This is a genomic window from Pseudomonas oplopanacis (genome assembly GCF_057128725.1).
Genome location: NZ_JBSKHV010000009.1, coordinates 61,804 through 83,256, shown reverse-complemented (window position 1 = coordinate 83,256; position 21,453 = coordinate 61,804). Strand labels below are relative to the sequence as shown.

The 21,453-nt window shown below is 57.9% G+C and carries 18 protein-coding genes and 2 tRNA genes; 2 read left to right on the top strand and 18 right to left on the bottom strand.

The window, feature by feature from the left end; genetic code table 11:
• Window positions 1-26: 26 nt before the first annotated feature.
• The 10 genes from nusA to rlmE form a co-directional block, all read right to left on the bottom strand.
• Window positions 27-1,508 (bottom strand): transcription termination factor NusA, encoded by a 1,482-nt coding sequence (gene nusA / locus ACWKV5_RS18670; RefSeq protein ID WP_007942874.1) that lies wholly within the window; start codon window positions 1,506-1,508, stop codon window positions 27-29.
• Between the two features lie 47 nt (window positions 1,509-1,555).
• On the bottom strand, window positions 1,556-2,014 hold the full coding sequence (gene rimP, locus ACWKV5_RS18665; RefSeq protein WP_010463487.1) for a ribosome maturation factor RimP: 459 nt from the start codon (window positions 2,012-2,014) through the stop codon (window positions 1,556-1,558).
• 138 nt (window positions 2,015-2,152) lie between these two features.
• Window positions 2,153-2,229, bottom strand: a tRNA-Met gene (locus ACWKV5_RS18660).
• A 96-nt stretch (window positions 2,230-2,325) separates the two neighbouring features.
• A tRNA-Leu gene (locus ACWKV5_RS18655) sits at window positions 2,326-2,411 on the bottom strand.
• 22 nt (window positions 2,412-2,433) lie between these two features.
• Window positions 2,434-2,817 (bottom strand): preprotein translocase subunit SecG, encoded by a 384-nt coding sequence (gene secG, locus ACWKV5_RS18650; RefSeq protein ID WP_017336473.1) that lies wholly within the window; start codon window positions 2,815-2,817, stop codon window positions 2,434-2,436.
• A gap of 4 nt (window positions 2,818-2,821) precedes the next feature.
• Window positions 2,822-3,577: a triose-phosphate isomerase gene (gene tpiA, locus ACWKV5_RS18645; protein ID WP_483842495.1), complete on the bottom strand. Its 756-nt coding sequence runs from the start codon at window positions 3,575-3,577 to the stop codon at window positions 2,822-2,824.
• 66 nt (window positions 3,578-3,643) lie between these two features.
• On the bottom strand, window positions 3,644-4,981 hold the full coding sequence (gene glmM / locus ACWKV5_RS18640; RefSeq protein WP_123435255.1) for a phosphoglucosamine mutase: 1,338 nt from the start codon (window positions 4,979-4,981) through the stop codon (window positions 3,644-3,646).
• A 16-nt stretch (window positions 4,982-4,997) separates the two neighbouring features.
• The gene (gene folP / locus ACWKV5_RS18635) at window positions 4,998-5,849 is read right to left on the bottom strand and encodes a dihydropteroate synthase (protein ID WP_483842494.1); all 852 of its coding nucleotides are present in this window, start codon (window positions 5,847-5,849) and stop codon (window positions 4,998-5,000) included.
• Between the two features lie 8 nt (window positions 5,850-5,857).
• Entirely contained in the window at window positions 5,858-7,768 is a 1,911-nt protein-coding gene (ftsH, locus tag ACWKV5_RS18630) for an ATP-dependent zinc metalloprotease FtsH (RefSeq protein WP_483842493.1), read from the bottom strand.
• A gap of 202 nt (window positions 7,769-7,970) precedes the next feature.
• Window positions 7,971-8,600 (bottom strand): 23S rRNA (uridine(2552)-2'-O)-methyltransferase RlmE, encoded by a 630-nt coding sequence (rlmE, locus tag ACWKV5_RS18625; RefSeq protein WP_027924458.1) that lies wholly within the window; start codon window positions 8,598-8,600, stop codon window positions 7,971-7,973.
• 101 nt (window positions 8,601-8,701) lie between these two features.
• Between rlmE and ACWKV5_RS18620 the strand changes: the two genes are divergently transcribed.
• On the top strand, window positions 8,702-9,010 hold the full coding sequence (locus ACWKV5_RS18620; RefSeq protein ID WP_007942889.1) for a YhbY family RNA-binding protein: 309 nt from the start codon (window positions 8,702-8,704) through the stop codon (window positions 9,008-9,010).
• Window positions 9,011-9,019: 9 nt separating this feature from the next.
• Here ACWKV5_RS18620 and ACWKV5_RS18615 read toward each other — a convergent pair whose 3' ends face one another.
• The 8 genes from ACWKV5_RS18615 to grpE form a co-directional block, all read right to left on the bottom strand.
• The gene (locus ACWKV5_RS18615) at window positions 9,020-9,424 is read right to left on the bottom strand and encodes an MFS transporter (protein ID WP_483842492.1); all 405 of its coding nucleotides are present in this window, start codon (window positions 9,422-9,424) and stop codon (window positions 9,020-9,022) included.
• 28 nt (window positions 9,425-9,452) lie between these two features.
• A complete protein-coding gene (gene greA / locus ACWKV5_RS18610) occupies window positions 9,453-9,929 on the bottom strand; it encodes a transcription elongation factor GreA (RefSeq protein ID WP_310264040.1) in 477 nt (158 codons plus the stop codon).
• Window positions 9,926-13,147 carry a carbamoyl-phosphate synthase large subunit gene (gene carB, locus ACWKV5_RS18605; protein WP_123435251.1) on the bottom strand — a complete coding sequence of 1,074 codons (3,222 nt, stop codon included), beginning with the start codon at window positions 13,145-13,147 and terminating at the stop codon, window positions 9,926-9,928. Before carB ends, greA begins: the two co-directional genes overlap by 4 nt.
• A gap of 118 nt (window positions 13,148-13,265) precedes the next feature.
• A complete protein-coding gene (gene carA, locus ACWKV5_RS18600) occupies window positions 13,266-14,402 on the bottom strand; it encodes a glutamine-hydrolyzing carbamoyl-phosphate synthase small subunit (RefSeq protein WP_483842491.1) in 1,137 nt (378 codons plus the stop codon).
• Window positions 14,403-14,661: 259 nt separating this feature from the next.
• Window positions 14,662-15,468 (bottom strand): 4-hydroxy-tetrahydrodipicolinate reductase, encoded by an 807-nt coding sequence (gene dapB / locus ACWKV5_RS18595; protein WP_483842490.1) that lies wholly within the window; start codon window positions 15,466-15,468, stop codon window positions 14,662-14,664.
• 9 nt (window positions 15,469-15,477) lie between these two features.
• Complete coding sequence (gene dnaJ / locus ACWKV5_RS18590; protein ID WP_109627906.1) at window positions 15,478-16,602, bottom strand: molecular chaperone DnaJ; 1,125 nt, start codon at window positions 16,600-16,602, stop codon at window positions 15,478-15,480.
• Between the two features lie 297 nt (window positions 16,603-16,899).
• The gene (gene dnaK / locus ACWKV5_RS18585) at window positions 16,900-18,816 is read right to left on the bottom strand and encodes a molecular chaperone DnaK (RefSeq protein WP_483842489.1); all 1,917 of its coding nucleotides are present in this window, start codon (window positions 18,814-18,816) and stop codon (window positions 16,900-16,902) included.
• Window positions 18,817-18,918: 102 nt separating this feature from the next.
• Window positions 18,919-19,485 carry a nucleotide exchange factor GrpE gene (grpE, locus tag ACWKV5_RS18580; RefSeq protein ID WP_483842488.1) on the bottom strand — a complete coding sequence of 189 codons (567 nt, stop codon included), beginning with the start codon at window positions 19,483-19,485 and terminating at the stop codon, window positions 18,919-18,921.
• 240 nt (window positions 19,486-19,725) lie between these two features.
• Here grpE and recN point away from each other — a divergent pair, with 240 nt between their 5' ends.
• Window positions 19,726-21,399 carry a DNA repair protein RecN gene (gene recN, locus ACWKV5_RS18575; RefSeq protein ID WP_483842487.1) on the top strand — a complete coding sequence of 558 codons (1,674 nt, stop codon included), beginning with the start codon at window positions 19,726-19,728 and terminating at the stop codon, window positions 21,397-21,399.
• The last annotated feature ends 54 nt before the right edge of the window (window positions 21,400-21,453 follow it).

Sequence of the window (21,453 nt, the reverse complement as noted above, 5' to 3'; positions counted from 1 at the left end):
CACTTCTCTCCTCAGGCCGCGCCTAATTACTCGAACCAGTGGGCTCGGGCGGCCATGATCAACTTGCCGGCACGATCATCGTCAATGCCGTCGATGTCGAGCAGGTCGTCAATAGACTGCTCGGCCAGGTCTTCGCGGGTAATTACGCCGCGCACCGCCAGTTCCATCGCCAAATCCTTGTCCATACCCTCAAGCGAGAGCAGGTCTTCGGCCGGATGGGCGTCTGCCAGCTTTTCCTCAGTAGCGATGGCTTTGGTCAACAAACGATCCTTGGCACGAGCGCGAAGCTCGTTGACGGTTTCTTCGTCAAAGCCGTCGATGTTGAGCATTTCTTCCAACGGTACGTAGGCAATCTCTTCCAGGCTGGTGAAGCCTTCATCTACCAGCACCTGTGCCAGGTCTTCGTCGACTTCCAGCTCGTCGATGAAGTTGCGCAGGATGTCGCCGGTTTCTGCTTGCTGCTTAGCCTGGATGTCCGATTCGGTCATCACGTTCAGGGTCCAGCCAGTCAATTGGCTAGCCAGACGCACGTTCTGACCACCACGACCGATGGCCTGAGCCAGATTGTCTGCGCCAACGGCGATGTCCATTGCATGGGCATCTTCGTCAACGATAATTGCCGCCACTTCAGCCGGCGACATTGCATTGATCACAAACTGAGCCGGGTTGTCGTCCCACAGGACGATATCTACACGCTCACCGCCCAACTCACCCGACACTGCCTGGACGCGCGAACCGCGCATACCGATGCAAGCGCCCTGCGGGTCGATGCGTTTGTCCTTGGAGCGGACCGCGATCTTGGCACGCGAACCCGGATCACGGGACGCAGCCATAACTTCGATCAGGCCTTCAGCGATTTCCGGCACTTCGATGCGGAACAACTCGATCAGCATTTCCGGCGCGGTACGCGACAGGATCAGCTGCGGGCCGCGGTTCTCGGTGCGGATTTCCTTGAGCAGCGCACGCAGACGCACGCCGACACGGAAGGTTTCGCGAGAAATGATGTCTTCACGAGCCAGCAACGCTTCAGCGTTGTTGCCCAGGTCGACGATCACGTTGTCGCGAGTCACTTTCTTCACGGTGCCGGAGATGATTTCCCCCAGGCGCTCGCGATAGGCGTCAACGACTTGAGCGCGCTCGGCTTCACGAACTTTTTGCACGATGACTTGCTTGGCAGTCTGTGCAGCGATACGGCCGAACTCGATGGATTCGATTTTTTCTTCGACTACATCGCCAACCTTGGAACCAGGATGCGTCTCGGCAACCTTGCTCGGCCAGGTTTCAATGGCCGGATCGTCCAGGTCTGCTTCTTCGACGACCGTCCAGCGACGGAATGTCTCGTAAGCACCGGTGTGGCGATTGATTTCCACACGCAGATCGACTTCGTCCTCAAAACGCTTTTTGGTAGCAGTGGCCAGAGCCAGCTCCAGCGCTTCAAAAATTACGTTTGCCGGTACGCCCTTTTCATTGGATACCGACTCAACAACCAGCAGTACTTCTTTGCTCATCGTACGCCTCGCCTTTCGCAAGCCATTGGATCCGCGGGATCCGCGTCTCAGTCAAAACTGGGAATAATGTTGGCCTTGTCGATCATATCGATCGGCAACAGGAACTCATGGTCTTCTACCTGCACCACGACGTCCTGCTCTTCTACACCGCGCAGAAGGCCCTGAAAGTTGCGCCGTCCTTCAAAAGGCGAGCGCAGCTTGATCTTCACTTGTTCACCGGCAAATTTTGCAAACTGCTCAATAGTGAACAGTGGGCGTTCCATGCCAGGCGAGGAAACTTCAAGGGTGTATTCAACGGCGATCGGATCTTCAACATCCAGGACACCGCTGATCTGACGGCTGACAATGGCACAATCGTCCACCAGCACACCGCCCTCTTTATCGATATAAACGCGCAACATCGAGTGACGACCTTGAGCCGAAAACTCAATACCCCAGCATTCATAGCCCAGGGCCACGACCACCGGGGCCAACAAGGCCTGCAACTCTTCTAGCTTGCTCGACACCTGAACCCCCTCGTGCATGTATGTGCATGCTATGCAAAATAAAAAAATGGGCGAAACGCCCATCCTTGAAACGCCGTCGAACAGCGGCGTAGAAAGTGTCCAGCTAACAAAAAGCCCCTTAAAAGGGGCTCCTTAAACTGGTTGCGGGGGCCGGATTTGAACCGACGACCTTCGGGTTATGAGCCCGACGAGCTACCAGACTGCTCCACCCCGCGACAAAGCTGGGGCGGAAGTATACGACCGATCCCTAACAGGGTCAATGTAACCTTCCACCTACAAGAAAGCCCGCAACAGCGGGCTCTCCTGATAATTGGTACCGAGAAGGGGACTCGAACCCCTACACCCTATGGGCACAACCACCTCAAGGTTGCGTGTCTACCAATTCCACCACCTCGGCAATACTACGTTTGAAACCCTTCTTACTTTTGCTCTTGAGCTGGAGGCACGTCAGTCGCTGGAGTAGCCGACTTTTGCTCTTGAAGCACCGGGACATCATCAGAAGCCGGTTGTTGCTTTGGAACTTCCAACACTGCTGGATTTGGGAGACCTACTTGAGTCAGCTGGTGAGCTTTCTCTTTAGCAAAGTAACCTAACCCTAAGCTGGTTATGAAGAAACCTGCGGCAAGTATAGCAGTAAACTTACTAAGAAAGGTAGAGGAACCTTGGCTTCCGAACACAGTATTTGAAGCACCTGCTCCGAAAGACGCGCCAGCATCCGCACCTTTACCCTGCTGCAGCAATACGAGAGCAACTACGCCCAATGCACCCAGCAGATGAAAAACGACTACGACTGTTTCCAGCATTTTTTCAGTTTCCCGCGGCGCGACAGATCGCACCGAACTCATCTGCATTCAGGGAAGCCCCACCAATGAGACCCCCATCGATATCCGGCATGCCGAACAGTTCGACCGCATTGGCCGCCTTCACGCTGCCGCCGTATAGAAGCCGCACACCTTGTGCGACTTCAGAATTCTTTGCCGCCAACTGCGCGCGAATGGCTGCATGCACATCCTGCGCCTGTTGCGGCGAAGCAGTCAGTCCGGTGCCAATGGCCCAAACCGGCTCGTAAGCGATCACTGCCTTTGCAAACACACCGACACCCAGCTCATCGATGATGCTGTCCAGCTGAGCCGAAACAACCTCAATCGTTTTCCCGGCTTCGCGCTGCTCAAGGGTCTCCCCTATGCACAACACCGGAATCAAGCCAGATGCCTGTGCCGCTGCGAACTTGCGGATCAGCACTGCGTCCTGCTCGCCCAAAATCTGACGGCGTTCGGAGTGCCCGACAAGCACCAGGGAACAACCTGCATCCACCAACTGACTCGGTGCAATTTCACCGGTCAATGCGCCTTGCATGGCTTCCACCGCAGAATTCTGCGCGCCGACCGAAATCGACTTGCCTTGCACGCCATCAATCACTTGATTGATGAACAAGCTAGGCGGGAATACCGCTACATCAACACCGCTCGGCAAGGCCAGATGACTAAGGCCGTTGATCAGCTCAGCGACGCTGGCGCGGGTACCGTGCATCTTCCAGTTACCAGCTACCATAGGGCGACGCATGCTGTACCTCGTCGGTCAAAGTGGGCGCAGATGTTACCCAACACAATCAAGGCTGGCAAGCCGAATTCAGGCAGAAACTTCAGTAACGAGTTTTGCCAGCTCTTCGGCGTAACCGCGAACCTGTGTTTCGTCCTCGCCTTCAACCATGACACGCACCAACGGCTCTGTCCCGGACTTGCGCAACAGCACCCGACCACGACCCGCCATCGCCTTGGTAACACGGTCGCTGGCTTCCTTGACCGCAGGATGATCGAGCGGGCTCGCACCACCACCAAAACGGACATTGATCAGCACTTGAGGGCACTTGCGCAGCGCTTGGCGGGCCTGAGCCAGCCCTTCGGAGCGAGTCTTCAACGCCATCAGCACCTGCAGCGCAGCAATGATCGCATCACCGGTCGTGGTGTGATTGAAGCAAACGATATGCCCCGAGTTCTCACCACCCACCAGCCAGTTGCGCTCAAGCAAGTCAGCGATGACATAGCGGTCGCCAACGTTGGCACGTACAAAAGGAATCGACAGATCCGCCAGGGCCAGTTCCAGCCCCAGGTTACTCATCAACGTGCCGACCACACCGCCTTGCAACTTGTCACGCTCATGCAGATCACGAGCAATGATGTAAAGCAGTTCGTCACCGTCAACAATGGCGCCCGTGTGATCGACCATCAGGACACGATCACCGTCACCATCGAAGGCGATACCCAGGTCTGCGTGTTCGGCCAATACGGCAGCCTGCAATTGACCCATATGGGTCGAACCACAATTGTCGTTGATGTTCAGACCGTTCGGCTGAGCGGACAGCACAACGACTTCAGCTCCCAACTCACGGAATACGCTCGGGGCAACCTTGTAGGTCGCACCGTGGGCGCAGTCGATCACGATCTTCAGGCCCGCGAAACTGGTGCCGGTCGGAACGCTGCTTTTGCAGAATTCGATGTAACGGCCAGAAGCGTCGTTGATGCGCGACACTTTGCCGATCTTGCTCGACTCAACCACGGTCATCGGGGTGTCGAGCAACTCTTCAATCATCAGTTCGACTTCATCCGGCAGCTTGGTGCCCTTTCCGGAGAAGAACTTGATGCCGTTGTCATCATGAGGATTGTGCGAGGCACTGATCACGATACCGGCTTCGGCGTGAAAGGTACGCGTCAGGTAGGCGATCGCCGGAGTCGGCATCGGCCCCAGGAGCATGACGTCAGCACCTGCCGACGTCAGACCGGCCTCGAGTGCAGACTCAAACATGTAGCCCGAAATCCGGGTGTCCTTGCCGACCAATACCTTGCAAGCGCCCATTTTGCGGAACGCCATGCCCGCTGCCCAGCCGAGCTTGAGCATGAAGTCAGGAGTTATCGGGTATTCACCAACGCGACCACGAATACCGTCAGTGCCAAAATATTTTTTGCTCATAAGTGCTCCATCATTCTTATTCGGATGATTCCACTGCGGCGATCATCCGCACAACGTCCACTGTTTCGGCTACATCATGGACGCGCAATATACGCGCCCCCTTGGCTGAAGCCAGCGCTGCGAGCGCAAGACCACCAAAAAGACGCTCACCAACCGGCCGATTCAAGGCCTGACCAATCATGCTCTTTCGCGAAACCCCGACCAACAGGGGCCGCCCCAAGGCATGCAAGGCTTCCATATGCTTAAACAAGCTTAGATTGTGCTGCAAGGTTTTCGCGAAGCCAAAACCCGGATCAAGAATTATCCGCTCCGGCGGGATACCCACCAACGCGCACTCAGCCATTCGTTCAGCGAGAAATTCGCCGACTTCTTTGGTGACGTCCTCGTAGTGCGGATTGTTCTGCATGTCGCCCGGCTCACCAAGCATATGCATCAGGCACACGGGCAACCCGGTGGCTGCAGCCGCATCCAGGGCACCGTCTCGACGCAGCGAGCGCACGTCGTTGATCAAGCCCGCACCCAACCGCGCAGTTTCGCGCATGACCGCTGGCGTGGAGGTATCGACAGAAATGATCACATCGAGTTCGCGATGGATACGTTCAACGATAGGCGCTACGCGCTCCAGCTCCTCAAGCGGTGAAACCGCCCGGGCACCTGGGCGGGTTGATTCGCCACCGACATCAATCAGTGTCGCACCAGCCATGACCATCGACTCGGCGTGGCGCAGGGCCGCATCGAGCTGGCTGTATCGGCCGCCGTCAGAAAAGGAATCAGGAGTGACATTGAGAATGCCCATGACATGCGTCTGGGCCAAATCAAGAACCCGGTTGCCGCAAGGCAACCGGGTCGAGGACTGAACAGAAGTCATTTCAAACCTTATACGTCAGCAGCCGGACCGCCGATCGGTGTTTCCGGACGCTCATCCTGCACCACCGGAGGTGTCCCGGAAGTACCGGTGCCACCTGACCAGTCACGAGGCTCGCGAGGCGCACGACCGGCCATGATGTCATCGATCTGATCAGCATCGATCGTCTCGTACTTCATCAGGGCGTCCGCCATGGCATCAAGCTTGTCGCGGTTGTCCGTGAGGATCTGCTTGGCCGTGCCGTAGCACTGGTCAATGATGCTGCGTACTTCGGAGTCGATCAGCTTGGCTGTCTCACCGGAGAAGCTTGCACTCTGACCACCGCCGCCGCGACCGAGGAACACTTCACCCTCTTCTTCGGCATACATCAACGGACCGAGTTTTTCCGACAGGCCCCATTTGGTCACCATGTTCCGCGCAATCTGGCTGGCACGCATGATGTCGTTGGACGCACCGGTGGTGACGCCATCGAAGCCCAGGGTCATTTCTTCAGCGATACGGCCACCGTACAGCGAGCAAATCTGGCTGATCAGTGCACGCTTGGACAGGCTGTAGCGATCCTCTTCCGGCAGGAACATGGTCACACCCAGCGCACGGCCGCGCGGAATAATCGAGACCTTGTACACCGGATCATGCTCTGGCACGACGCGACCCACGATAGCGTGGCCGGCTTCGTGATAAGCGGTGTTCTGCTTTTCCTTCTCGGACATGACCATCGATTTGCGCTCGGCGCCCATCATGATCTTGTCTTTCGCCAGCTCGAACTCTTTCATTTCGACGATGCGCTTGCCGGCACGTGCGGCGAACAAAGAAGCTTCGTTCACCAGGTTGGCCAGGTCAGCACCGGAGAAACCGGGCGTACCGCGAGCAATCACCGCTGGAGCAACGTCGTCGCCCATTGGCACTTTGCGCATGTGAACTTTAAGAATCTGTTCACGACCACGAATGTCTGGTAGACCGACCACAACCTGACGGTCGAAACGGCCTGGACGCAGCAATGCAGGGTCCAATACGTCCGGACGGTTGGTTGCAGCGATAACGATGATGCCGTCATTCATTTCGAAGCCGTCCATCTCTACCAGCAACTGGTTGAGAGTCTGCTCGCGCTCATCATGACCACCGCCCATGCCGGCGCCACGGTGGCGACCAACGGCGTCGATTTCATCGATGAAGATGATGCACGGCGCGTGCTTTTTAGCCTGTTCGAACATATCGCGAACACGGCTGGCACCGACACCGACGAACATTTCAACGAAGTCGGAACCGGAGATGGTGAAGAACGGGACCTTCGCTTCGCCGGCAATCGCCTTGGCCAGCAAGGTTTTACCGGTACCCGGAGGACCGACCATCAGTACGCCGCGAGGAATACGACCGCCCAGGCGCTGGAACTTGCCCGGATCACGGAGGAACTCGACCAGTTCGCCGACTTCTTCCTTGGCTTCGTCGCAACCGGCAACGTCACCCAGAGTGGTTTTCACCTGATCTTCGGAGAGCAGGCGCGCCTTGCTCTTGCCGAAGCTCATCGGCCCGCCCTTCCCGCCAGCACCGCCCTGCATCTGCCGCATGAAAAACATGAACACGGCAATGATCACGAGGATCGGGAAGCTTGCGACCAGGAGCTGAGTCCAGATGCTTTGCTGCTCAGGCTGCTTGCCTTCGACCACCACATGGTTGTCCACGAGGTCGCCGATCAGACCGTTGTCCTGGATAGCCGGACGAATGGTCTTGAAGCTGTCGCCATCGTTGCGTTTACCGGTAATCACGTAGCCGTCAACCGCTACGCGCTCGACCTTGCCATCCTTGACCTGCTGGATGAAGTCGGAATAGTTGAGGGTCTGCGGCTCGTTAGGGCTGGAGAAGTTGTTCATCACTGTCACCAGGACAGCCGCGATGATCAACCACAGGATCAGATTCTTTGCCATATCGTTCAATTAACTACCCTCTGAAGCAAGCTCCGCTAATGGCGCGCGCTTCGCATGATATTCACCGGCCTAACTTACTACATTACCTACGGCTCTGGCAGGCGCCGTCTGTAACCCTTTGTGAAACACTTTCTACACAATATTCGCTAATGCTCACGGGGCGAAATACGAAAAACCTATCGCCCCGCCAAAAAACCTCGTTTTACTCACTACGCCCGCGGTAACCCCAAGCCAGCATGTATTGCTCGCGGGAACTGCCGCGAGACGAGTCTGGCTTGATCATCTGGATCTTGTCGAATTTCCGACGAGTATCCTTCAGGTAAACATCAAACCCTTCGCCCTGAAAAATCTTGATCACGAAATTACCACCCGGCTTGAGTATCCGCTCCGCCAAATCAAGCGCCAGCTCGCAAAGGAACATGGCTTTCGGCATGTCCACTTCAGGCGTACCACTCATATTGGGGGCCATATCGGAAATCACAAGGTCCACCTGCGAATTACCCACGGCTTCAAGGATCCGCGCGAGCACTTCGTCCTCGGTGAAGTCACCCTGGATGAAAGTCACGTCCGGAATGCTGTCCATTTCCAGAATGTCCGAGGCGATCAGACGCCCCTCACCACCGATCAGGCGGCTAGTCACCTGCGACCAACCCCCAGGCGCCGCACCCAGGTCGACAACGCTCATGCCGGGACGGATCAGCTTGTATTTCTCCTGGACCTCCAGAAGCTTGTAACTCGCACGCGAGCGGTAGCCATCCTTCTGCGCCTGCTTCACATAGGGATCGTTGACATGTCGTTTCAGCCAACCAAGGCTTGTCTTGGAACGCGCCATTGGGCACCTCGATAATAAGGGTCGTGATTAATTGGGCGGATCCACGAGCCCTCGGGTAAAATGGCCGCCATTTTACAGAATCCAGACGAAAGGGTCAGATTATGCCGCTCACTCAAGAGCAGAAGAAACAGTACAAATCCATTGGCCACCATCTGAAACCAGTTTTGATTGTGGCTGACAACGGTTTGACTGAAGGTGTGTTAGCCGAACTTGAACGCGCTCTGGCGGATCACGAGCTGATTAAAATCAAGCTCAACATCCTCGATCGCGAATCGCGCCTGGCGTCCATTGCAGAACTCTGCAAGGTCGGCAAAGCGGATCTGGTTCAAGTCATCGGCAAGATGGCACTGATTTACCGCAAGAACTTCAGCGTCAACAAGCAGCTGTCGAACGTCCATCGCTTCAAGTGATGGCAAGGGTCAAGGGTGTGCTTCGCGCACCCTGCCGCTCCATCCCGGCACCGGTTGCAACACCAACACCAGCCCGGAAAACCCCAGGATCAGATAGCTGAACATCTGCCACCGCACCGCCTCCGGCCAACCAAAGCGCACCGCAAAAAACATCGCGCACGCATACAGCGCCATCAGCAGCATTTGCCCACGAATATCGCGCCATAGACTGGCAAGGCCATCGGCCTGTACCAGCACCAAAGCCTGAAAAATCACACACGCTGCGGCAAACCCCGCCATCAGCGCATTCAGCATGCCTGTTATTTCGTCGATCAGCAGCGGCGCCAGACCTATTTGGCCCAGCGCCGGCACCAGGCCGATGTGTAACAGCCACAAGCCGCCAACCCACAACATCTGAGTCAGCTGCCAAATCATGGCGCCCGCACGCAGCGGACGCAGGCCTTTAGATGTGGCGGACTTCGACAATCTCGTACTCGATCACGCCACTCGGCGTTTTCACGGCAACCACATCACCCTCTTCCTTGGCAATCAAGGCGCGGGCCAGCGGCGAACCGACGGAAATCTTGCCGAGTTTGAAATCAGCCTCATCCTCACCCACGATGTGGTAAGTGACGCGCTCATCCGTCTCGACGTTGGCGATTTCAACGGTGGTGCCGAAAATCACTTTGCCGGTGTGAGGAATGGTCGTGACGTCGATGATGACCTGATTCTGAATCCGGCCTTCGATGTCACGAATCCGCGCTTCAACCATCCCTTGCTGCTCACGGGCAGCATGGTATTCGGCGTTTTCCTTCAAGTCACCCAACTCGCGGGCCGTTCCGATGTCCTGGCTAAGCTTCGGACGAACGACCTTGGTCAGGTGAGCGTGTTCCTCTTCCAGGGCTTTCGCGCCCTGGACGGTCATAGGGTATTTGATCATGCCTTCAATCCTGCGTGTAGATCCTGCAAGCGGCGCACGGTCTTCTCGGGACCGAACTTCAGCGCTTCGCAGATGGCTTCGCCAGCAGCAATAGTCGTGGTGCAGTAGATCTTGTGCTGCAGGGCATTACGACGAATGGAGTACGAGTCGGCGATCGACTGGCGACCTTCGGTGGTGTTGATGATCAGGGTGACTTCGTCATTCTTGATCATGTCGACCACGTGCGGACGACCTTCGGTCACCTTGTTCACACGGCGCACTTTCAGGCCTGCGGCTTCGATCAGCTTGGCAGTACCGGCAGTGGCAACCACTTCGAAGCCCAAGTTGATCAGATCACGGGCTACGCCCGCAACCAGCGGCTTGTCGTCGTCACGCACGCTGATGAACGCGGTACCGCCGGTCGGCAGTACTTCGCTGGCGCCCATCTGGGCCTTGGCAAATGCTTCGCCGAAGGTGTCGCCCACGCCCATCACTTCACCGGTGGACTTCATCTCTGGGCCCAGGATCGGGTCCACGCCAGGGAATTTGGCGAATGGGAACACCGCCTCTTTCACGCTGTAGAAGTTCGGGATGATTTCTTTGGTGAAACCGATTTCCTTCAGGGTTTTACCGGCCATGACGCGAGCCGCGATCATTGCCAGGGAAACACCGATGCACTTCGACACGAACGGTACGGTACGGGAAGCGCGCGGGTTGACTTCGATGACGTAGATGTCTTCGCCTTGCAGCGCCAACTGAACGTTCATCAGGCCGACCACGCCGAGCTCCAGGGCCATTTTCTTGACCTGTTCGCGCATCTCGTCCTGGATGTGGCCAGGCAGCGAGTACGGCGGCAGGGAGCACGCGGAGTCACCGGAGTGAACGCCTGCCTGCTCGATGTGCTGCATGATCGCGCCGATCACCACGTCGGTGCCGTCGCAAACCGCATCCACGTCCATTTCGATGGCACAGTTGAGGAAGTGGTCGAGCAGCACAGGGCTGTCGTTCGACACTTTCACCGCGTCACGCAGGTAGCGCTTCAGCTCGTCTTCTTCGTAAACGATTTCCATCGCACGACCGCCCAGTACGTAGGACGGACGAACCACCAGCGGGTAACCGATCTTCGCAGCAGCACGAATCGCTTCGTCTTCGCTGCGCACGGTGGCGTTTGGTGGCTGACGCAGATTCAGGCGCTCAACCATTTGCTGGAAGCGCTCACGGTCTTCAGCACGGTCGATGGCGTCAGGGCTGGTGCCGATGATCGGCACGCCGGCTTCTTCCAGGGCGCGAGCCAGTTTCAGCGGGGTTTGGCCGCCGTACTGGACGATCACGCCTTTCGGCTTCTCGACGCGGACGATTTCCAGCACGTCTTCGAGGGTCACTGGTTCGAAGTACAGGCGATCGGAGGTGTCGTAGTCGGTGGACACGGTTTCCGGGTTGCAGTTGACCATGATGGTCTCGTACCCGTCTTCGCGCAGGGCCAGTGCCGCGTGTACGCAGCAGTAGTCGAACTCGATACCCTGGCCGATACGGTTAGGACCGCCGCCCAGAATCATGATCTTGTCGCGACCCGATGGCGCGGCTTCGCACTCTTCCTCGTAAGTCGAGTACATGTAGGCGGTGTCGGTGGCGAACTCGGCCGCGCAGGTGTCAACGCGCTTGTAGACCGGGTAAACCTCGAGCTTGTGACGGTGGCGACGCAGCGCTTTCTCGGTCACGCCCAGCAGCTTGGCCAGACGCATGTCGGAGAAGCCTTTGCGCTTGAGGCGGAACATCACGTCGCGGTCGATGCTGGCCAGACCCAGGGTCTTGACCTTCTCTTCTTCCTTGATCAGATCTTCGATCTGGACCAGGAACCACGGGTCGATCATGTTCATGCCGAAGATGTCTTCGACCGACAGACCGGCGCGGAAGGCGTCAGCCACGTACCAGATACGCTCGGCGCCCGGCACGGTCAGTTCGCGCTTGAGCACGCTCATGCTTTCCGGGTTGCTCAGATCGAGTTTCTCGTCCAGGCCGCAAACGCCCACTTCCAGACCGCGAAGGGCTTTCTGCAGGGATTCCTGGAAGGTCCGGCCGATGGCCATGACTTCACCGACCGACTTCATTTGAGTGGTCAGGCGTGCGTCGGCTTTCGGGAATTTCTCGAAGGCGAAACGTGGCAGCTTGGTCACGACGTAGTCGATGGACGGCTCGAAGGACGCAGGCGTAGCGCCGCCGGTAATTTCGTTCGACAGTTCGTCGAGGGTGTAGCCGATCGCCAGCTTGGCGGCGATACGCGCAATCGGGAAACCAGTGGCTTTCGAGGCCAGTGCCGAAGAGCGGGATACACGCGGGTTCATCTCGATCACGACCATACGGCCAGTGTCCGGGCAGATGCCGAACTGAACGTTGGAGCCGCCGGTTTCCACGCCGATCTCACGCAGTACCGCCAACGAGGCGTTACGCATGATCTGGTATTCCTTGTCCGTCAGGGTCTGTGCTGGCGCAACAGTGATCGAGTCACCAGTGTGCACGCCCATCGGGTCAAAGTTTTCGATCGAGCAAACGATGATGCAGTTGTCTTTCTTATCGCGGACAACCTCCATCTCGTACTCTTTCCAGCCGATCAGGGATTCGTCGATCAGCAGCTCTTTGGTTGGCGACAGGTCCAGGCCACGGGCGCAGATTTCTTCGAATTCTTCACGGTTGTACGCAATACCGCCACCGGTGCCGCCCATGGTGAAGGACGGACGGATGATGCACGGGAAGCCCAGGCGTTCGAGAACGGCGTTGGCTTCTTCCATGCTGTGGGCGATACCCGAACGCGGGCAGTCGAGGCCGATGGATTTCATCGCCTTGTCGAAGCGCGAACGGTCTTCAGCCTTGTCGATGGTGTCCGCGTTGGCACCGATCATCTCTACGCCGAACTTCTCCAGAACGCCTTCACGCTCCAGGTCCAGTGCGCAGTTCAGAGCGGTCTGGCCACCCATGGTTGGCAGCAGCGCGTCCGGACGCTCTTTCTCGATGATCTTGGCAACGGTCTGCCATTTGATCGGCTCGATGTACGTGGCGTCGGCCATGTCCGGGTCGGTCATGATGGTGGCCGGGTTGGAGTTCACCAGGATGACGCGGTAACCCTCTTCGCGCAGGGCTTTGCAGGCCTGGGCGCCGGAGTAGTCGAATTCGCAGGCCTGGCCGATAACGATCGGGCCAGCGCCGAGAATCAGGATGCTTTTAATGTCTGTACGTTTTGGCATGGGTTTGTCACTCAAATCCGCAGGTCAGTCGGCAAGCCGTCTTGTTCAATCTTTGAAGCCTTGAGGGGGCCGCCGGTGTGGGGACCGCCCTCAAGCCTTGCACCATCAAGGCGAGCGATCAGCGTCGCTTGGCCATCTCGTTGATGAAGCGATCGAACAATGGCGCTACGTCGTTCGGGCCAGGGCTGGCTTCCGGGTGACCCTGGAAGCTGAAGGCGCTCTTGTCGGTACGCTCGATGCCTTGCAGGGTGCCATCGAACAGCGATTTGTGGATCGCGCGAACGTTGGCTGGCAGGGTCGCTTCGTCTACGGCAAAACCGTGGTTCTGGCTGGTGATCATCACCACACCGCTGTCCAGATCCTGGACTGGGTGGTTGGCACCGTGGTGGCCGTGACCCATTTTCAGGGTCTTGGCGCCGGAGGCCAGGGCCAGCAGTTGGTGACCGAGGCAGATGCCGAACACCGGGATCTCGGTTTCCAGCACATCCTTGATCGCCTGGATCGCGTAGTCGCATGGCTCCGGGTCACCAGGGCCGTTGGACAGGAACACTCCGTCCGGCTTCATTGCCAGCACATCGGCAGCAGGCGTTTGTGCAGGCACGACGGTCACGCGGCAACCGCGCGCGACCAGCATGCGCAGGATGTTCAGCTTGACGCCGTAGTCGTAGGCAACCACGTGGTACGGCAGCTCGGAAGCTTCGATGGTTGCGTGGCTGTCGGTTTTCAGATCCCAGACAGTCGAGCGCCATTCGTACTGTTCTTTGGTGCTGACGACTTTTGCCAGGTCCATGCCTTTCAGGCCAGGGAAACCCTGTGCGGCGGCGATGGCGGCGGCTTCGGAAATGTTGTCACCGGCCATGATGCAGCCGTTTTGAGCGCCTTTCTCACGCAGGATGCGCGTCAGGCGGCGGGTGTCGATACCGGCGATAGCCACAACGTTGTTGGCTTTCAGGTAGTCGGACAGGGACATCGTGTTACGCCAGTTGCTCGCAACCAGTGGCAGGTCACGGATGACCAGGCCAGCGGACCAGACGCGGTCGGACTCGGCATCTTCCGGCGTGGTGCCGGTGTTGCCGATGTGCGGGTAGGTCAGGGTAACGATCTGTTGGGCGTAGGAAGGATCGGTAAGGATTTCCTGATAGCCGGTCATTGCGGTGTTAAACACCACCTCACCAACGGTTTGACCGTCGGCTCCAATGGCTTCGCCGCGAAAAATGCTGCCATCAGCAAGGGCGAGTATGGCTGGCTTAGTCAAGAAGACCTCCCGTAAATAAAGCCTGAAAGGGCGATCGCAGGTTGTAAAAAAGCGGAGTGACGTATGGACACGTCACCCCGCTTCTTCACCGAATAATTCTGCGCGCTTTTAGTGGACACACTAAAGCTGTAGCTTACAGAAAAAGGCTTTTTTGGTCTACCGCCAATGAGCCCGAAAGGCTGGAGAATGCGACAGGTCGTCGCTTGGCGGTGTAAAACCGGGCTCAAACGCTGGGTCTGAGCCCGATTTCGGGCACATCTTAACGCAAATCGAGCACGTCTTGCATGTCGTAAAGACCCGGCTCATGACCATCGAGCCACAACGCAGCACGCACCGCACCCTTGGCGAAGGTCATGCGGCTGGACGCTTTATGGGTGATTTCCAGACGCTCACCTTCGCAGGCGAACAGCACCGTGTGATCACCGACCACATCACCGCCGCGAACCGTGGCAAAGCCGATCGTTTCACGCTCACGCGCGCCGGTATGGCCTTCACGACCATAGACCGCAACCTTCTGCAGATCACGATCCAGGGCACTGGCGATCACTTCACCCATGCGCAACGCGGTACCTGAAGGCGCATCGATCTTGTGCCGGTGATGCGCTTCGATGATTTCGATGTCCGCCTCATCACCCAGCACGCGCGCCGCCATGTCGAGCAACTTCAGTGACAGGTTGACCCCCACACTGAAATTGGCCGCGAACACGATCGGTATGTCTTTGCCCGCCTCGGCCAGCAACTGCTTCTGCGCAGCGTCCAGGCCCGTCGTACCGATGACCATGGCCTTGCCGGTCTTGCGGCAGAACGCGAGGTTTTTCAGCATGACTTCCGGCAGCGTAAAGTCGATCAACACATCGAACTCATCAGCGACCGATTCCAGATTGCCGGACAACGGCACGCCGATTCGACCCAGCGAGGCCAGCTCGCCGGCATCCACACCAATCAGCGTGCTGCCGGGGCGCACGATGGCCGCCGTCAGACCGGTCAGCGGCGCGCGCTGTTGCACAGCCTCGACCAGAATCTTGCCCATGCGCCCGGCAGCGCCCATCACAGCTATACGTCGCATGCCGACTCCTTACAAATCGCCGAAGAAGCGCTTCACGCCTTCGAACCAACCGGTGGTTTTCGGCGAATGGCTATTGTCGTCCGCCAAAGAGCTGCGGAATTCTTCCAGCAGTTCACGCTGACGACGACCCAGGTTGACCGGGGTTTCGACCGCCACACGGCACATCAGGTCACCGGCACCGCCGCCCCGCACTGGCGCAACGCCTTTGCCGCGAACGCGGAACTGCTTGCCGGTCTGGGTCCCCTCAGGGATCTTCAGTTTGACTCGACCATCAAGGGTCGGAATCTCCAGCTCGCCACCCAACGCCGCATCGACAAAGCTGATCGGCACTTCGCAGAACAAATGCTTGCCGTCGCGCTGGAAGATCGCGTGCTCGCGCACATTGATCACCACATACAGGTCGCCCGTCGGGCCACCCTGAGCGCCCGCCTCGCCTTCGCCGGACAGGCGAATGCGGTCACCGGTATCGACACCGGCCGGCACTTTGACGGAAAGGGTTTTGTACTCTTCGACACGACCTTCGCCGTTGCAGGAGTTGCACGGGTCGGAAATGATCTTGCCTTGGCCATGGCAACGCGGGCACGTTTGCTGCACCGAGAAGAAGCCTTGCTGCATACGGACCTGGCCGATACCGCCACACGTCGGGCAAGTGACTGGCGAGGAGCCTTTCTTGGCACCCGAGCCGTCGCACGGCTTGCAGTTGACCAGTGTCGGAACGCGGATATTCACGGTGGTACCGCGCACCGCTTCTTCCAGGTTCAGCTCCAGGGTGTAACGCAGGTCGCTGCCACGCTGGGCGCCGCCACGGGAACCGCCGCGACCGCCACCGAAGAAGTCACTGAAGACATCGCCAAAGATGTCGGAGAAGTTCTGACCGCCAAAACCGGCACCGCCGCCGCCCATGCTCGGGTCGACACCGGCATGACCGTATTGGTCGTACGCCGCGCGCTTGCTGGAATCGGACAATACTTCGTAGGCCTCGTTGGCCTCCTTGAACATCTCTTCCGACGCTTTGTCATCGGGATTACGGTCCGGGTGATGCTTCATCGCCAGGCGACGGTAGGCCTTCTTCAGGTCTGCTTCGCTTGAGCCACGCTCAACACCCAATACTTCGTAATAGTCACGCTTTGCCATATGTCTTTGCACTCTTGAGGACGTTCGGCAAACCTCTCCTGAGCCTTGCCAAACTCGTTGAGCCCCAATACAGGCCCGGACCCAACTCACGTCAATTCAACGATCCTGGTCTTTGATTCATTGCGGTACTTTCGGCTCGAAAAGCAGGAGCATTCCCGGCCATACCAACAGCGCGCGAGCGTTGTCGCATGCTGTAAAAATTCGCATGTTCCAGACACGCCAACGCGGGAGCAAGCTCCCGCGCGGCGACATCCTACCAGTCACCGCCTAAAGGCAGTCAACCGGGCGACCAACAACTTACTTGTGGTCTTTGACTTCTTCGAACTCGGCATCGACAACGTCGTCAGCCTTTTCAGCTTTTTCGTCGTGCGGTGCCGCGCCTTCAGCAGGCTGGGCCTGTTCGGCGTACATCTTCTGCGCCACTGGAGCAGAGACTTTCGACAGCTCTTCAACCTTGGCTTCGATTGCAGCTTTGTCGTCGCCTTTGACAGCGGCTTCCAGAGCAACAACAGCGGCTTCGATTGCAGTCTTCTCTTCAGCCGTCACTTTATCGCCAGCGTCTGCGACCATTTTGCGAGTCGAGTGAACCAGCGCATCGCCCTGGTTGCGAGCGGTTGCCAGCTCTTCGAACTGGCGGTCTGCGTCGACGTTGGCTTCAGCATCGCGAATCATCTGCTGAATTTCTTCCTCGGACAGACCGGAGTTGGCCTTGATCACGATCGACTGAGTCTTGCCGGTGGCCTTGTCTTTGGCGCCTACGTGCAGGATGCCGTTGGCGTCGATGTCGAAGGTCACTTCAATTTGTGGCACGCCACGTGGTGCTGGTGGAATCTCGGCCAGGTCGAACTTGCCCAGGGACTTGTTCTGGGCCGCTTGCTTACGCTCACCTTGCAGCACGTGAATGGTCACAGCGCCCTGGTTGTCGTCGGCAGTCGAGAACACTTGCGATTTCTTGGTAGGAATCGTGGTGTTTTTCTCGATCAGCGCGGTCATCACGCCGCCCATGGTTTCGATACCCAGGGTCAGCGGGCTAACGTCCAGCAGCAGAACGTCTTTAACGTCGCCAGCCAATACCGCGCCCTGGATAGCTGCACCCATGGCAACAGCTTCGTCCGGGTTCACGTCTTTACGAGCTTCTTTGCCGAAGAACTCGGTTACCAGCTTCTGAACCAGTGGCATACGGGTCTGACCACCGACCAGGATCACGTCGTTGATCGCGCCAACGTCGATACCGGAGTCTTTCAGAGCGATGCGGCAAGGTTCGATGGTGCGCTGAACCAGGTCTTCAACCAGAGCTTCCAACTTGGCGCGAGAAATCTTCACGTTCAAGTGCTTAGGACCGGTGGCGTCTGCAGTGATGTACGGCAGGTTCACGTCGGTCGACAGCGCGGAGGACAGCTCGATCTTGGCTTTCTCAGCGGCTTCTTTCAGGCGCTGCATCGCCAGCGGGTCACCTTTGAGGTTCATGCCGCTTTCTTTCTTGAATTCGTCGACGAGGTAGTCGATCAGACGAATGTCAAAGTCTTCACCGCCCAGGAACGTGTCGCCGTTGGTGGCCAATACTTCGAACTGGTGCTCGCCATCGACTTCAGCGATTTCGATCACGGAAACGTCGAAAGTACCGCCGCCCAAGTCGTAAACGATCACGGTGTGATCGCCCTTCGCCTTGTCCATACCGTAAGCCAGAGCAGCTGCGGTTGGTTCGTTGATGATGCGTTTTACGTCCAGACCCGCGATGCGGCCGGCGTCTTTGGTGGCTTGACGCTGGCTGTCATTGAAGTAGGCCGGAACGGTGATCACCGCTTCAGTCACTGGCTCGCCGAGGTAGTCTTCGGCGGTCTTCTTCATTTTCTTCAGAATTTCAGCCGAGATTTGTGGCGGCGACATTTTCTGGCCGTTCACTTCTACCCACGCGTCGCCGTTGTCAGCCTTGGCGATTTTGTAAGGGACCATCTTGATGTCTTTCTGAACGACTTCTTCGTCGAACTTACGACCGATCAGACGCTTCACCGCGTACAGGGTGTTATGCGGATTGGTCACAGCCTGACGCTTGGCCGATTGGCCAACCAGAATTTCGCCATCGTTGGCGTAAGCGATGATCGACGGCGTGGTACGCGCGCCTTCAGCGTTTTCAATAACTTTGGCTACGCCGTTTTCCAGCACGGAGACGCAGGAGTTGGTAGTCCCCAGGTCGATACCGATAATTTTGCCCATGTTCACTCTCCCGAAACTTTGGATTTGGTTGCCGCAGCAGTGGTGGCTAACTGCGGTAGCACTTAAACGCTTGACTTATAAATGGGGGCCTTGCGGCCAATTTCAAGCCTGCTCGTCAATCGAAGGCGAAACTGGCGCCGGGGCCTTGCTGACCACGACCATGGCCGGGCGCAGCAGGCGACCATTGAGCTGATAGCCCTTCTGGAACACCTTGAGCACGCTGTTCGGCTCCAGATCAGCGCTTTCCTGCATGGCCATTGCCTGATGCTGAACAGCGTTGAACGGTTCGCCATGCGGATCGATCGCTTCCAGCTGATAGCGCTTCAGGGTGTCCTGGAACATTTTCAGGGTCAGCTCGATGCCTTCGCGCATTGGGCGGATGCTTTCGTCGTCCGGGTTGGACAACTCCAGGCCACGCTCCAGGCTGTCGATGATTGGCAGCAAGTCGCCTGCGAATTTTTCGAGGGCGAATTTGTGCGCTTTTTCTACATCCTGCTCGGCGCGACGGCGGACGTTCTGCAGATCGGCGGCAACACGCAAAGCCTGATCCTGCGCGCCTGCCAGTTGCTCTTCGAGCACTTGTACACGAGCCGCCAGGTCTTCACCCGAAGCCGCGGAGCCCTGGTTGGCGTCTTGATTTTGCGTATCCACTGTCTGTTCGTCAGCCATAGATTTCTCCTTTCAATATCGTCCGTGAGCTCAACTCACGCTTCTGTCCCGGTATATGGGGCCGCAAAAATCAGCTTCAAGGGGTTGGTTACGATTAACCCTACAAAAAGCGCTGCATTGCGATTACCCGATGCGCCAGGCATTTCGTCAGACCGAGCAAATCGAGCCAAGCGAGGGCATTGTCAGGCACAAATAAAACACTGTATAAATAACCAGACCTAAAGCCTGGGAGCGGCCTTTATGCTGGTGCACCTGTCCGTACATAACTACGCCATCGTTGAACACCTCGATCTCGAACTCGATCGCGGGATGAGCGTGATCACCGGGGAAACCGGTGCCGGCAAGTCGATCATGCTCGACGCCCTGGGCCTGACCCTGGGTGATCGCGCCGACAGCGGCGTGGTTCGTCCCGGCGCAGACAAGGCCGACATTCTTGCGACCTTCGACCTGATCGACATCCCGGAAGCCAGCGCCTGGCTCGCCGAGCGCGACCTTGAAAGCGATGGCCCGTGCATCCTGCGCCGGGTGATCACCGCTGAAGGCCGTTCCCGTGGCTACATCAACGGCACGCCCTGCCCGCTCGGCGACCTCAAGGCCCTGGGCGAGCTGCTGATCGATATCCACAGCCAGCACGAGCACCAATCGCTGCTCAAGACCGACACCCACCGCCGACTGCTCGATGAATATGCCGGGGCCACGGACCTTGCCCGCCAGGTACAGCTGGCCGCCCAACGCTGGCGCCAGACCCGCCAGGAACTGGAGCGCCTGTCCAATTCCGGCGATGAGCAACGCGCCCGCCATCAATTGCTCAGCTATCAACTAGAAGAGCTCGAAAACCTCGGCCTCGGCGAAAACGAGCTGGAGCAGCTGGAACAGGAACACAAGAACCTAACCAACGCCGAAACCCTGCTGGGCATCTGCCGGCAAGTGGTCGAGCAGTGCAGCGAAAGTGATTCCGGCAACGTCCTGAATGCCCTGACCGCCAGCCTCAATCGCCTATCAAGCGTTAACAATTCGATCGGTGCCTTGGGCGAGGCCAGCAGCCTGCTGACCAGCGCACAGATTCAGGTAGAAGAAGCAGTGGGCGAACTGAACCGCTTCCTCGACAACTTCGATGCCGACCCGGCGCGCTTGCAATACCTGGAAGAACGTCTCGATGCGATCTACACCATGGCGCGCAAACACCGCATCCAGCCGACCGAGGTCGCGGAGATGCAACAGCGACTACTGGATGAAATCGAAACCCTGAATGCCAACGATGAATCCATCGAACGGCTGAGCGATGAACTGGCCTCGTATGCCCGTCATTATCAGGAGAAGGCGCGCGAACTGAGCGATTTACGCCATCAAGCATCGAGCAGCCTGGCCAGCGCGGTTGAGCAGGAAATCCAGCGACTGGGCATGCCAGGTGGTCGTTTCACCATCGAATTGCGCCCCAACAGCAGTGATGAACTGCTGCCCAATGGCCTCGAACAGGTCGAATTGCTGGTGAGCGCCAACCCCGGCCAGCCATTAAAGGCCCTGGCCAAAGTGGCCTCGGGTGGCGAGCTGTCGCGGATCAGCCTGGCGATTCAGGTGATCACCGCACAGACCTCTCGTGTCCCGACGCTGGTGTTCGACGAAGTGGACGTGGGCATTGGCGGCCCGACCGCCGAGATCGTAGGTCAGTTGTTACGCCGGCTCGGGGAGCGCGGACAAGTGCTGACCGTCACTCACTTGCCGCAAGTGGCCGCTCAGGGTCACCAACATTTATTTGTGCACAAGGTGCGTGGCGAAGAGGCGACCCACACCGCCGTCTCCAAGCTGAGTAAAAATGAGCGCGTTGAAGAAGTGGCACGGATGCTGGGGGGCATCGACCTGACCAAGGAATCCCTGGCCCACGCGAAAAAGATGGTCGTTACCGCAAAGATTTAAGAACAGCAGACAGCACGAAGGCGACCCTGGGGTCGCCTTCGTTCGTTTCGCGAA